Annotated in this window: 12 protein-coding genes and 5 tRNA genes; 15 read left to right on the top strand and 2 right to left on the bottom strand. The window is 39.5% G+C overall.

Annotation, left to right across the window (positions count from 1 at the left end):
- The first annotated feature begins 58 nt into the window (after nucleotides 1-58).
- The 10 genes from alaS to C0T34_RS15605 all read left to right on the top strand — a co-directional run bounded on the left by alaS (nucleotide 59) and on the right by C0T34_RS15605 (nucleotide 7,543).
- Nucleotides 59-2,686 carry an alanine--tRNA ligase gene (gene alaS, locus C0T34_RS15650; RefSeq protein ID WP_098943933.1) on the top strand — a complete coding sequence of 876 codons (2,628 nt, stop codon included), beginning with the start codon at nucleotides 59-61 and terminating at the stop codon, nucleotides 2,684-2,686.
- A gap of 221 nt (nucleotides 2,687-2,907) precedes the next feature.
- The gene (csrA, locus tag C0T34_RS15645) at nucleotides 2,908-3,096 is read left to right on the top strand and encodes a carbon storage regulator CsrA (protein ID WP_004244778.1); all 189 of its coding nucleotides are present in this window, start codon (nucleotides 2,908-2,910) and stop codon (nucleotides 3,094-3,096) included.
- Between the two features lie 465 nt (nucleotides 3,097-3,561).
- Nucleotides 3,562-3,654, top strand: a tRNA-Ser gene (locus C0T34_RS15640).
- 9 nt (nucleotides 3,655-3,663) lie between these two features.
- A tRNA-Arg gene (locus C0T34_RS15635) sits at nucleotides 3,664-3,740 on the top strand.
- Nucleotides 3,741-3,829: 89 nt separating this feature from the next.
- Nucleotides 3,830-3,906, top strand: a tRNA-Arg gene (locus tag C0T34_RS15630).
- A 55-nt stretch (nucleotides 3,907-3,961) separates the two neighbouring features.
- Nucleotides 3,962-4,038 (top strand) — tRNA-Arg (locus tag C0T34_RS15625).
- Nucleotides 4,039-4,089: 51 nt separating this feature from the next.
- Nucleotides 4,090-4,166, top strand: a tRNA-Arg gene (locus tag C0T34_RS15620).
- A 175-nt stretch (nucleotides 4,167-4,341) separates the two neighbouring features.
- Nucleotides 4,342-5,922, top strand: a complete 1,581-nt coding sequence (gene gshA / locus C0T34_RS15615; RefSeq protein WP_098943932.1) for a glutamate--cysteine ligase — start codon at nucleotides 4,342-4,344, stop codon at nucleotides 5,920-5,922.
- 162 nt (nucleotides 5,923-6,084) lie between these two features.
- Nucleotides 6,085-6,600, top strand: coding sequence for an S-ribosylhomocysteine lyase (gene luxS, locus C0T34_RS15610; protein WP_098943931.1), 516 nt, complete (start codon nucleotides 6,085-6,087; stop codon nucleotides 6,598-6,600).
- 193 nt (nucleotides 6,601-6,793) lie between these two features.
- Nucleotides 6,794-7,543 (top strand): hypothetical protein, encoded by a 750-nt coding sequence (locus tag C0T34_RS15605; protein ID WP_098943930.1) that lies wholly within the window; start codon nucleotides 6,794-6,796, stop codon nucleotides 7,541-7,543.
- A 44-nt stretch (nucleotides 7,544-7,587) separates the two neighbouring features.
- Here C0T34_RS15605 and C0T34_RS15600 read toward each other — a convergent pair whose 3' ends face one another.
- A complete protein-coding gene (locus C0T34_RS15600) occupies nucleotides 7,588-8,862 on the bottom strand; it encodes an HlyC/CorC family transporter (RefSeq protein ID WP_109850431.1) in 1,275 nt (424 codons plus the stop codon).
- Between the two features lie 34 nt (nucleotides 8,863-8,896).
- Nucleotides 8,897-9,697, bottom strand: a complete 801-nt coding sequence (locus C0T34_RS15595; protein ID WP_069367097.1) for an inner membrane protein YpjD — start codon at nucleotides 9,695-9,697, stop codon at nucleotides 8,897-8,899.
- A gap of 173 nt (nucleotides 9,698-9,870) precedes the next feature.
- On the opposite strand from C0T34_RS15595, the gene ffh reads away from it, so the two are divergent.
- The 5 genes from ffh to rplS all read left to right on the top strand — a co-directional run bounded on the left by ffh (nucleotide 9,871) and on the right by rplS (nucleotide 13,379).
- Nucleotides 9,871-11,232, top strand: a complete 1,362-nt coding sequence (ffh, locus tag C0T34_RS15590; protein ID WP_109396311.1) for a signal recognition particle protein — start codon at nucleotides 9,871-9,873, stop codon at nucleotides 11,230-11,232.
- Between the two features lie 137 nt (nucleotides 11,233-11,369).
- Nucleotides 11,370-11,618 (top strand): 30S ribosomal protein S16, encoded by a 249-nt coding sequence (gene rpsP, locus C0T34_RS15585; RefSeq protein WP_098943928.1) that lies wholly within the window; start codon nucleotides 11,370-11,372, stop codon nucleotides 11,616-11,618.
- An 18-nt stretch (nucleotides 11,619-11,636) separates the two neighbouring features.
- Nucleotides 11,637-12,182, top strand: coding sequence for a ribosome maturation factor RimM (rimM, locus tag C0T34_RS15580; RefSeq protein WP_006534751.1), 546 nt, complete (start codon nucleotides 11,637-11,639; stop codon nucleotides 12,180-12,182).
- 38 nt (nucleotides 12,183-12,220) lie between these two features.
- On the top strand, nucleotides 12,221-12,973 hold the full coding sequence (gene trmD, locus C0T34_RS15575; RefSeq protein ID WP_006534750.1) for a tRNA (guanosine(37)-N1)-methyltransferase TrmD: 753 nt from the start codon (nucleotides 12,221-12,223) through the stop codon (nucleotides 12,971-12,973).
- Nucleotides 12,974-13,025: 52 nt separating this feature from the next.
- Nucleotides 13,026-13,379, top strand: a complete 354-nt coding sequence (gene rplS, locus C0T34_RS15570; RefSeq protein ID WP_023580978.1) for a 50S ribosomal protein L19 — start codon at nucleotides 13,026-13,028, stop codon at nucleotides 13,377-13,379.
- The last annotated feature ends 129 nt before the right edge of the window (nucleotides 13,380-13,508 follow it).

Genomic DNA, 13,508 nt, shown 5'->3' with positions numbered 1-13,508 from the left:
AAACCTCCTCTAACTAGATTTCTAATTTCTGTTTTTCCAGCTTGATTTCGGGATAATTATGAGCAAAAGCACCGCTGAGATCCGTCAGGCGTTTCTCGACTTTTTTCATACTAAAGGACATCAAATAGTACCTAGCAGTTCTTTGGTTCCAAATAACGATCCAACATTGCTGTTTACAAACGCAGGGATGAACCAATTCAAAGATGTGTTTCTTGGATTGGATAATAGACCTTATTCCCGAGCGACAACCGCGCAACGCTGTGTGCGCGCAGGTGGTAAACATAACGATTTAGAAAATGTGGGCTATACCGCTCGTCACCATACCTTCTTTGAAATGCTAGGTAATTTCAGTTTTGGTGACTATTTCAAACATGATGCGATCAATTTTGCTTGGGAATTATTAACAAGCAAAGAGTGGTTCAACTTACCTAAAGAAAGACTTTGGGTAACGGTATATGCCACCGATGATGAAGCTTATGATATTTGGAATAAAGAAATTGGTATTCCAGCAGAAAGAATAATCCGTATTGGTGATAACAAAGGCGCACCATTCGCATCAGATAACTTCTGGCAAATGGGGGATACTGGCCCTTGTGGACCTTGTACTGAAATATTTTATGATCATGGTGACCACATTTGGGGCGGGCCTCCAGGATCACCAGAAGAAGACGGTGATCGCTATATTGAGATCTGGAACATCGTCTTCATGCAATTTAACCGTAAGTCAGACGGTACAATGGACCCATTACCAAAACCTTCTGTTGATACAGGTATGGGATTAGAGCGTATTACCGCTGTTTTACAGCATGTAAACTCTAACTATGACATTGATTTATTCCGTTCTTTAATTAAATCTGTTGCTCAAGTGACTAATGCAACGGATTTAGAAAATAAATCATTACGCGTTATTGCCGATCATATTCGTTCTTGCTCATTCCTTATTTGCGATGGCGTTATCCCTTCTAATGAAGGCCGTGGCTATGTTCTGCGTCGTATTATTCGTCGTGCAGTACGTCATGGTTATATGCTTGGCGCTAAAGATACCTTCTTCTATAAGCTAGTGGCTCCATTAATTGAAGTTATGGCAGAAGCTGGTGAAGAATTAAAACGCCAACAAGCCATCGTTGAAAAAGTATTAAAAACAGAAGAAGAGCAGTTTGCTCGTACGCTAGAACGTGGTCTTCAACTATTAGATGAAGAACTTGCTCAATTAACAGATGACGTTCTTCCAGGTGAAACGGCTTTCCGTCTTTATGATACCTATGGTTTCCCTCTTGATTTAACTGCCGATGTTTGTCGTGAAAGAAATATCAAAGTTGATGAAAAAGGCTTTGAAGTCGCGATGGAAGAGCAACGTAAACGCGCTCGTGAATCCAGCGGTTTCGGTACTGACTATAATAGTTTAATTAAAGTGGATAGTCGCAGTGAGTTCTCTGGTTATGATCATGATGAACAGCAGGGCACAATTACCGCTATTTTCCATAACGGACAATCAGTCACTGAATTAAAAGCAGGTGAAGAAGGTATTATCTTCTTAAATAAAACCGCATTTTATGCAGAGTCTGGTGGTCAGGTTGGTGATAAAGGTGTTCTAACAGGCAAAGATAGCTTGTTTGAAGTCACAGATACGCAAAAATACGGTAAAGCTATTGGTCATATTGGTAAAGTTAACGTAGGGTCATTTATTGTTAACCATAAAATCAATGCCACTATCGATATTGCTCGTCGTGACGCTATTCGTTTAAATCACTCTGCGACGCACTTATTGCATGCAGCATTGCGCCAAGTTCTGGGTACGCACGTTACTCAAAAAGGTTCTTTAGTTAATGATAAATATCTGCGTTTTGACTTTTCTCATTTTGAAGCGGTTAAACCAGAACAATTACGACAAATTGAAGATATTGTAAATGCGCAAATCCGTCTTAACTCGCCAGTTGTCACTGAGTTAATGGATCTTGAAGATGCAAAAGAAAAAGGTGCAATGGCACTCTTTGGTGAAAAATACGACGAACGAGTTCGTGTTTTAACAATGGGTGACTTCTCTACTGAGCTTTGCGGCGGTACTCACGCTTCTAGAACGGGTGATATTGGTTTATTCCGCATTGTCAGTGAGTCAGGTACGGCAGCTGGCATTCGCCGTATTGAGGCGATTACTGGTATTGCAGCAATTGAGAGTATTCATGAACAATCAGATCTTATCTCTCTTGTTGCTCAAGTTCTAAAAAGCGATGGGACAAACTTGGTCGAAAGAATCAAAACAGTCCAAGAAAAACATCGTTTATTAGAAAAAGAACTTCAACAACTAAAAGATCAGCAAGCTGCTCAGGAGAGTTCCTCTTTAGGTGGCCAAGCTAAAAACGTGAAAGGTATCAAACTTTTAGTTCGTGAGCTTAATGGTGTTGAGCCAAAAATGTTAAGAACAATGGTTGATGATTTAAAAAATCAATTAGGTTCTGCAATTATTGTGCTTTCTACTATTTCTGATGGTAAAGTGAGCTTAATTGTTGGGGTCACTAAAGATTTAACTGCTAAAGTTAAAGCGGGTGAGCTAATTAGTTTTGTTGCACAGCAAATTGGCGGTAAAGGTGGCGGTCGCCCTGATATGGCTCAAGCTGGTGGTACTGACGTTGAAGCTTTACCAGCAGCTTTGGCAAGTGTTGACGAGTGGGTTGAATCGCATCTGTAAGCGATAGCAACCTGAAAAAAGGCGCTATCCCTGTTTATGTAGGGATAACGCCTTATAGAGATATTGGTAATCCGTTAAATAATCAATCACTAAATTTATATTTTGTTATGAAGTATGAGTTACTTGTGATAAATAATGATTATACGAATTGACAATGTATGATGGATAATGGCCGGGAAATTCTAGAGACCCGACTCTTGTAAATTTTCAAGGAGCAAAGAATGCTTATTCTAACTCGTCGAGTTGGTGAAACGCTTATGATAGGCGATGATGTGACCGTAACCGTTTTAGGGGTTAAAGGTAATCAGGTACGGATTGGCGTAAATGCACCCAAAGAAGTATCTGTCCATCGTGAAGAGATCTATCAACGAATTCAGGCCGAGAAAACTCAGCCTACTGATAACTACTAAACTAATTCCTATTTTTAGTTAGTTACAATTCATTCGTAAGCGTCCACACTTTTGCCGGGTTTGGGCGCTTTTCTCTTTATAAGACTTTTGATTCCCTTCTTTGTTCCTATCTTTGCTCTCCTTGAGCTGTATTTATTATTGCACTATCCGTTTATTCTGATTGACAGAATTGAAAGTCTTTTTACCTCTAATCATTCGCTTCATAATTATTTGCTGTGTGAATAAATTTATTTACTAAGAGAATAAAATACTTGAATGATTTTTCATCAGCGATATCATTGTGTTTAGGACTTTTTTAGCCAATCTTGATGATAAACGCATCAGTTTGTTTGTGAAGTGTTCAAACAAACGTATATTCGTAAAAAGTTGAGAAAAATTGTTTGACTTCTTAGGCTGAGAAAGTAATATGTGCGCCACACAGAGACGAGATGTTCAGTAAGAACTTCTTCGAGTGGTTCTAAATATGGTGAGATGGCCGAGAGGCTGAAGGCGCTCCCCTGCTAAGGGAGTATGCGGTCAAAAGCTGCATCGAGGGTTCGAATCCCTCTCTCACCGCCATTTAGATTTGCATCCTTAGCTCAGCTGGATAGAGTACTCGGCTACGAACCGAGCGGTCGGAGGTTCGAATCCTCCAGGATGCACCATATTCCAACCCCATGATTAATGTATGGGGTTTTTATTTTGGTGCAAATGGTGAATAATTTGCATTAAAAGCGTAAAGTATTACAACGGCGCATCCTTAGCTCAGCTGGATAGAGTACTCGGCTACGAACCGAGCGGTCGGAGGTTCGAATCCTCCAGGATGCACCATCTCATTACTCAGATTGCCAATTGCAATATGAGCAGCTAGAAAGATAACGACGACGCATCCTTAGCTCAGCTGGATAGAGTACTCGGCTACGAACCGAGCGGTCGGAGGTTCGAATCCTCCAGGATGCACCATCTTTTATTAGATATCTTAGTTTAATTATTTCTAGCAAAAACGTCAGACCTGCATCCTTAGCTCAGCTGGATAGAGTACTCGGCTACGAACCGAGCGGTCGGAGGTTCGAATCCTCCAGGATGCACCATCTTAAAAGCCTCGCTAATTGCGGGGCTTTTTACTTTCCTGCGTTCTCTTATATAACGTCTTTGTTTAGCACCAACTAACAATGCTAACATCATCTAATCAGCGACAATTTAGTGACTTTGCGATAAAGTAACTCCTATCTATTTACTAACATCAATCAACGCGGGAGGTCACCTTTGATCCCGGACGTATCAAAAGCGCTTTCTTGGTTGGAAGCACACCCTAAAGTTTTATGTGGCATCCACCGTGGTATAGAGCGTGAAACCTTAAGAGTTACGCCAGAAGGCAATTTAGCATCAACAAAGCATCCTATTTCATTAGGTAAATCATTAACTCATAAATGGATCACAACTGATTTTGCTGAGTCTCTATTAGAGTTTATTACACCTGTTGATGACAACATTGCACATACCTTGCATTTTTTAGGTGATTTACATCGCTATACAGCACGTCACTTAGATAATGAACGTATGTGGCCTATGAGTATGCCTTGCTTTATTGAAGCGGAAGATAAGATTACGCTGGCTCAATTTGGCACATCTAATGTTGGGCGTTTTAAAACACTTTACCGTGAAGGGCTTAAAAATCGTTATGGCGCGTTAATGCAAACTATTTCAGGTGTGCATTACAACTTCTCACTGCCTATCGAGTTTTGGCAAGCCTGGGCAAATGTAAAAGATGAAGAGAGTGGGAAAGAGGCGATTTCAGACGGTTACTTGCGCCTTATTCGTAACTACTATCGCTTTGGCTGGATCATTCCATTCTTCTTTGGTGCATCACCGGCAATTTGTGGATCTTTCTTGAAAGGAAGAGAAACAAATCTACCATTTGAAAGCACATCTAAAGGGGCGAAGTATTTACCTTATGCAACTTCATTACGTTTAAGTGATTTAGGGTATACCAATAAATCTCAAAGTGATTTAGATATCACCTTTAATCATCTTGAAACTTATGTCAAAGGGCTGAAAAAAGCGATTCATAAGCCTTCTGAAGAGTTTGCTAAATTAGGTGTTAAGAAAGACGGTGAGTATATTCAGTTAAACACCAATGTGTTACAAATTGAAAATGAACTCTATGCACCTATTCGTCCTAAGCGTGTTGTTAAAGGTGATGAATCACCTTCAGATGCGTTATTACGTGGTGGTATTGAATATATCGAGGTTCGCTCACTTGATATCAATCCATTTACGCCAATTGGTGTTGATGAAACTCAAATTCGCTTCCTTGATTTATTCCTGATCTGGTGTGTGTTAGCTGATGCTCCTGAGATGAGTGCCTCTGAATTAGCGTGCTGCCGTTCAAATTGGAATAACGTTATTCTAGAAGGACGTAAACCAGGTCAAGTTATTGGAATGGGTTGTGGCGAAAGAAAAGAGCCATTAGCGCAAGTTGGTAAAGCCTTATTTGCAGATTTAGAACGTGTTGCTAACGTTCTTGATTGCTGTTCAGGCACTAAATATATGGAAGTTTGCGTTAAGTTAGAAGAAATGTTTGATAATCCTGAATTAACCTTCTCTGGCAGACTTTTAGACAAAATTAAAACACAAGGTATTGGTGGTTTTGGCTTGTCTTTAGCTGAAGAATATTACCAAGAATTAATTAAAACACCTTATGAAACGTTAACTGATGAAGCTTTTGATCATGAGAGAATTTCATCCATAAAACGTCAAGAAGAGTTAGAAAAGAGTGATACCATTTCTTTTGATGAGTATTTGAAGATCCATGCGGGGTCAAACACCGATAACGTGGCTTCCTAAACTTAGATAGAAAAAAGCCACACTAAGATTTGTGTGGCTAAAAAATTCTATAGAGAAATAGGGATGATAACAATTTGCGCGTATTCATTACTAAGACCGAGCTACTTGCAGAAAGTTTCATTTTTTCTTAAAAATATTTAAATTTTTCTTAGGAGGTTTTTTATGCCTTTATTGGATAGCTTTACTGTTGACCATACTCGTATGTCAGCACCTGCTGTACGCGTTGCTAAAACAATGAAAACGCCATTAGGTGATACTATCACGGTATTTGATTTACGTTTTACTGTGCCTAATAAAAAAGCCATGCCTGAGAAAGGAATTCATACATTAGAGCATTTGTTCGCTGGATTTATGCGTAACCATCTTAATGGTAATGGTGTTGAGATAATTGATATTTCTCCAATGGGATGCCGTACAGGTTTCTACATGAGCTTAATTGGGCAACCTGAAGAACAACGTGTAGCTAATGCATGGAAAGCAGCAATGGAAGATGTTCTGAAAGTAAAAGATCAAAACCATATCCCAGAGCTGAACGTGTACCAATGTGGTACCTATGAAATGCATTCACTGACAGAAGCCCAAGATATTGCACGCGATATTTTATCTCATAGCATTGGCATTAATCATAACGATGAATTAGCACTGCCTGAAGAGACTTTAAAAGAGTTGCATATCTAAGCGATAGTCAATTTATGACGTTAGGGGATAATAGATCAGAAAATTCGCATTCTGATTTATTGTCTCTTTTTTATTTTTATCTCCTTTATTATTTTTCTTTTCGCCACTCCATTGTTTTATTTTCTTATCTTCTTATATTGTTAGCACAGTAATGGATTAAATTTATGCTTAATACACGGAGTACACTTTTGTTATGGAAAATCACAAATTCTCATCACCTAAATTAGTGTTAGAATTTTTTGTTCGAGAATTTTATTTTGTAGGTAAAGGCACATTACGTACTCAATTTCCTAAAGATGCCTTTTTCTATCAAGGGCGTTCTAAAGCACTTGAATATCGTTACTTAGAACGCGTTCACAAAAAGTATGTTAAACGCACTCAGTGCAAACCAGAGCTTATTATCAAGCCTGATTCGTTATTGTTCTCGTCCGAACTCAATCCTGAATTATTTGCTAAGATCACTAAACCACAAACAAACACCATAATGAAAATAAGTGGTGATTATCTTTATAAAGAAAAAGATGAAGAGCAATATCGTTGGTATTTTCAACAAGATGAAATTAAAACAAACAGTTATAGCGGTGAGAGTTCACAGTTAAAATATGAAAATATTTGTAGCTTAGCACCTCATCATTTTAATATTGAAGCGATAAACGATGAGGGGGCGCTTATTACTAATTTTCCGCGCAAGTCCCTTTCTCTTACTTTGAATAAAGGAGAGACGGCATGTTTTATTTGTAGGCGTGAAGAGTATGGCGCTGATTATTCTTATCAGCCTGCATTAAACTTAGTTATGTGGGTCAAGAATCATGGTTTCTATTCTGATTATCAACAATTAAAGCCAACAAAACTAATACAAGAGCAAGCAATAGAGCCTTTCTATATGAAACCCGCCAGAGAGTTTGATTTTCGTAATAGCAAATTACGATTTGAACTAGGATAAACAGTAAAAAATAAGCGCCTTAAAAGGCGCTTATTTTGTATTCACTAATAATGTGGGATTGAAAGGTGGCGAATTAACGCCTTTTTGATGACGTTATCCTGAACTTCAAGTATCTCAAATTCGTAATCACTCACTTTTATTTTATTACCGACAATAGGTAAGTCACCTAGCTCTTCAATAATGACACCATTAATTGTTCGAGCTTCATCTTCAGGTAAATGCCAACCAAAAGCTTTATTGATATCCCGAATATTTGTTGTACCATCAACTAATAATGAACCATCTTTTTGAGGGATAACTTCTTCTGCTAAAGAAGGGGACATCGAGGTAGTAAAGTCACCTACGATCTCTTCAAGAATATCTTCAACGGTTACTAAACCTTGAATTTCACCATATTCATCAACCACAACACCCGCTTTTTCATTATTACGTTGGAAGTTGACGAGTTGCAGGTTTAACGGTGTGCTTTCTGGAATAAAATAGATTTTATCGGCAGCTTTCATCAGAATTTGTTTGGTAAACTCTTTTTTCTCAGTCATTAAGCGATAAGCTTCTCGTACTCGCAACATGCCAATCGCATCGTCAAGAGTATCACGATAAAGCACAATTCGACCGTGAGGAGAATGAGTTAACTGTCTTACGATAGATTTCCATTCGTCATTGACATCAATACCAAAAATTTCATTTCTTGGCACCATAATATCGCCAATTGTTACTTTTTCTAAATCTAAAATCGATAGCAACATATTCTGGTTTCTTTGCGAAAGCTTTGATTTTGATTCATTAACGATAGTTCTTAACTCTTCTTTTGATACCGCATTTCCCTGTATTACTGGGGATTTAATACCAAAAATACGCATCAGTATTAATGTGATTTTATTAAAAAACCAAACAATAGGAAGCATCAGTTTTTGCAAAGGATAGAGAATAACGCTACTTGGATAAGCAACGCGCTCTGGATAAAGTGCCGCAATTGATTTTGGAAGCACTTCAGCAAAAATAAGGATAATAAAGGTCAGCACACCAGTGGCTATTGCTACACCAGCATCACCATATAAACGCATACCAACAATGGTAGCTAGTGCAGACGCAACAATATTAATCAGATTATTGCCAATCAATACTAAACTAATCAATCTGTCAGGACGTTGTAATAATTTTTCCACACGTTTTGCAGAGCGGTTTCCTTGTTTTGCAGCATGACGAAGACGATAGCGATTAATCGTCATCATACTGGTTTCAGTCCCGGAAAAATAAGCTGAGGCAATAATCATACATACAAGTATGATAATGAGCGTAGTTGTCGACACATGCTCCAAAATTGAGATCCTTTTGCTACCCTAAAATAGAAAATTAATTAAGCACTAACTCTTGTAATAAACGATTACCAAAAAAAGCTAATGTTAAAATAATAGCGCCAATTAAATTAAAGATAATGACTTTCTTTCCTCTCCATCCTTCTCGGAAATGTCCCCATAATAAAATGATGTAAACAAACCAAGCAATGATAGAGAAAATAGATTTATGGATATTTTCTTTACCAAAAATATTATCCATATACACCAAACCAGTACATAAGGTCAGTGTCAGTAATACCACACCCACTTGTGTGATATGAAACATTTTACGCTCAATTGACATTAATGGTGGCATTTGAGGTGAGAATTTTAGTTTCTTATTTTTTAGTTGATAGTCAAGCCAACTAAGTTGTAAGGCATATAAAGCGGCAATTAACAGTGTGGCATAGCTTAATAAAGCCAGCCCAATATGAATAAAGAGTGATGTGCTACTTTCAAGATGTGTAACAAATTCACCCGGCATCAATGCTGCAATAACAAGATTGACTATTGCGAAACAATAAACAATAGGCAGTAAGAACCATGCTCGGCCACGAGAAGCCACAATCGTCATAATAACGCAGACCATCAGACTAACAATTGCACCTAGATTGGTGAGTGAAAGGTTCTGTCCGCTGTGAGGACGGAAAATTAAAAATTTTAATGAAATGGCATGTGCAATCAGTGCAATTACCGCAAATAGTAGAGCTAATCCGCGGTATCCATTCTGCTCTTTTCGTAACAGACCGGGCAAAAACAGCACCAGACTGAGTAAATAAGCGCAGACAGCGACGATAGAGATTGATATAACGGGCATAGTTTCGCTTACATATATTGTTTGAATAACTTCCTAGTATAGCGCTAGGAGCATACGGCTCCAACTATTGAAGTCATTAAGCTTAAATCTCTATGCAGAGATCCGCGAGTCATCGTGATATAATCGGTGGCATACATGACCGATAAGCCCAACTTTAACACTGAGCTAAGATAATGTTTGAGAATTTAAGTGACAGACTATCGCGCACATTGCGCAATATAAGTGGTCGAGGAAGACTGACCGAAGAAAACATTAAAGAGACACTGCGTGAAGTACGTATGGCTTTATTAGAAGCCGACGTCGCCTTACCTGTGGTTCGTGATTTTATTGCGCGCGTCAAAGAGAGCGCAGTAGGGCATGAAGTTAACAAAAGCCTGACACCGGGTCAGGAGTTTGTGAAGATTGTTCAAAATGAACTCGTCAATGCGATGGGGGAAGTGAATACTGACCTTGATCTATCAGCACAACCGCCAGCCGTTGTGTTAATGGCAGGTTTACAAGGTGCCGGTAAAACGACCAGTGTCGCAAAATTAGGTAAATTCTTAAAAGAGAAAAAGAAGAAAAAAGTTCTTGTTGTTTCTGCTGACGTTTATCGCCCAGCAGCGATTAAACAGCTTGAAACGTTAGCCGAAACGGTTGGCATTGATTTCTTCCCTTCGACTGTTCAAGAAAATCCAGTCACAATTGCAAGTAATGCATTAAAACATGCACAACTTCAATTCTATGATGTATTGCTGGTGGATACAGCAGGTCGTTTACACGTAGATGAAGGCATGATGGAAGAGATCCAACTTCTCCATAAAGCCATTAATCCAGTTGAAACCCTGTTTGTTGTTGACGCTATGACGGGGCAAGATGCGGCAAATACAGCAAAAGCATTTAATGAAGCATTGCCATTAACAGGGGTTGTATTAACCAAAGTTGATGGTGATGCGCGCGGTGGCGCGGCATTATCAATTCGCCATATCACTGGTAAGCCAATCAAATTCCTCGGTGTTGGGGAAAAAACAGAAGCCTTAGAACCTTTCCACCCAGACCGTATCGCCTCTCGCATTTTAGGCATGGGTGATGTTCTGTCTTTGATTGAAGACATTGAAAGCAAAGTTGATAGAGCTCAAGCTGAAAAGTTAGCGACAAAACTTAAAAAAGGTGATGGCTTTGATCTAAATGATTTCTTAGATCAATTAAAGCAGATGAAGAACATGGGCGGCATGGCGAGTATGTTAAGCAAAATGCCGGGTATGTCTCAGGTGCCAGATGCAGTAAAATCACAAATGGATGATTCAATTTTAGTGAAAATGGAAGCGATTATTAATTCTATGACTAAAAAAGAACGTCAAAAACCGGAAATCATCAAAGGTTCCAGAAAACGCCGTATTGCAACGGGTTCAGGAACACAAGTGCAAGACGTCAACCGTTTATTAAAACAGTTTGATGATATGCAACGTATGATGAAAAAAATGAAAAAAGGTGGCATGGCTAAGATGATGCGTAGCATGAAAGGTATGATGCCACCTGGATTCCCAGGCCGATAAAATCAAAAAGCCTGAAAAAAAACGTGCTTTGGATTGCTTTTTTCGCCAAAGTGAGTAAACTTTTCGGGCTTTTTATATGACAATCGGACTCCGTTCCTCGATGGCGTCTGGTTGTTTTATTAACTAATGAGGATGTTATGGTAACAATTCGTTTAGCTCGTGGCGGCGCAAAAAAGCGTCCGTTTTATCAAGTAGTAGTAACCGATAGCCGTAATGCGCGTGATGGTCGTTTCATTGAGCGTGTAGGCTTTTATAACCCACTGGCAACCGGTAATGCAGAAGAATTACGTTTAGACGTAGACCGTGTTGAACACTGGGTTGCTCAAGGCGCAACAGTTTCAGAACGTGTTGCTGCCCTGATCAAATCAGCGAAGAAAAGCGCTTAATCTGTCGCGGTGGTAACAATGAGCGAACAAAAAACCTTAAAAGAGCCTGTAGAACCTATTGTTATGGGTAAGTTGGGCTCACCTTACGGGATCCGTGGTTGGCTCAGAGTTTTTTCCTCCACCGAACACGCCGAAAACATTTTTGAATATCAACCGTGGTTTATTCAGCGTCATGGACAGTGGGAAACCATTGAAATTGAAAGTTGGAAACATCACAACCAAGATATTATCGTCAAGCTAAAAGGTATTGATGACAGAGACGCGGCCAATTTCCTGACTAATTTTGAAATTGTCGTGAATGCTTCGCAACTTCCAGAACTTGAAGGTGAATATTACTGGAAAGATCTGATGGGTTGCCATGTAGAAACAGATAAAGGCTACGATCTGGGTGTCGTTACAGACATGATGGAAACGGGCTCAAATGATGTCATGGTAATTAAAGCGAATCTGAAAGATGCGTTCGGTATCGGGGAACGGTTAGTTCCGTTTCTTGATGGGCAGGTTATCAAGAAAGTCGATCTCTCAGCGAAAAAAATTATCGTTGATTGGGATCCTGGTTTTTAGATTATCCGGTTAACGGTTCTCAATAGTGGGACACAAAAATGTGGATTGGGGTAATTAGCCTATTTCCAGAAATGTTCCGCTCTATAACCGAGTACGGGGTGACTGGTCGGGCAGTGAAGCATGGTCTGCTCAATGTAGAATGTTGGAATCCCCGAGATTTTACATACGACAGACATAATACCGTTGATGATCGTCCTTATGGCGGTGGTCCCGGTATGTTGATGATGGTTCAACCTTTAAGGGAAGCCATTCATCAAGCGAAAGCTGCGGCAGGTGATGGAGCAAAGGTGATTTATTTATCACCTCAGGGACGCAAACTCGATCAACAAGGAGTTTGTGAACTGGCAACAAATGAGAAGCTAATTCTAGTTTGTGGTCGGTATGAAGGTATAGACGAGCGTGTCATTCAGACGGAAATCGATGAAGAGTGGTCTGTAGGTGATTACGTATTAAGTGGTGGGGAATTACCTGCCATGATAATGATAGATGCAGTAGCGCGCTTTGTACCGGGTGTTCTCGGACACGCTGCCTCTGCGAAAGAAGATTCTTTTGCTGAAGGTTTACTGGATCATCCTCACTATACTCGCCCAGAGGTTTTAGATGGTATGGAAGTTCCGGCAGTTTTACTGTCAGGTAACCATGCTCATATTAATCGCTGGCGCATGAAACAATCACTGGGTCGAACCTGGCTAAGAAGACCTGAGCTTCTGGAAAGCCTAGCTCTGACTGACGAGCAAAGAGTGCTGTTAACAGAGTTCCAACGGGAACATCTGTCAGGAACAGCAGAGTAAGTCTGACACAAGATGTCATTAATATCAGTTTACCTAGGGTAAGAGAGTTATTATGAGCAATATTATTAAACAAATCGAACAAGAACAGATGAAGCAAGATGTTCCTTCATTCCGTCCTGGTGACACTTTAGAAGTTAAAGTATGGGTTGTTGAAGGTTCTAAAAAACGTCTGCAGGCATTCGAGGGCGTGGTTATCGCTATTCGTAACCGCGGTCTGCACTCTGCATTCACTGTTCGTAAAATTTCTAATGGCGAAGGTGTTGAGCGTGTATTCCAAACTCACTCTCCAGTCGTAGATAGCATCACTGTTAAACGTCGTGGTGCGGTTCGTCAAGCTAAACTGTACTACCTGCGTGAGCGTTCAGGTAAGGCTGCTCGTATCAAAGAGCGTCTTAACGCTAAATAATACGCTTTCGCACATCCGAAAGTTATTGTTAAAAGGTCAGCATTTGCTGACCTTTTTTTATATCCCTTATATTGAAAATATTATTTATTAGTTTTTTTCTCTTTTACTTCTTATATCCCCATCTTATCT

Origin of the sequence: Proteus sp. CA142267, assembly GCF_003336825.1 — a bacterium.
Classification (GTDB): domain Bacteria; phylum Pseudomonadota; class Gammaproteobacteria; order Enterobacterales; family Enterobacteriaceae; genus Proteus; species Proteus terrae.
Note: the sequence above shows the minus strand (reverse complement) of the source record. Positions and strands in the feature narration are given on the sequence as shown.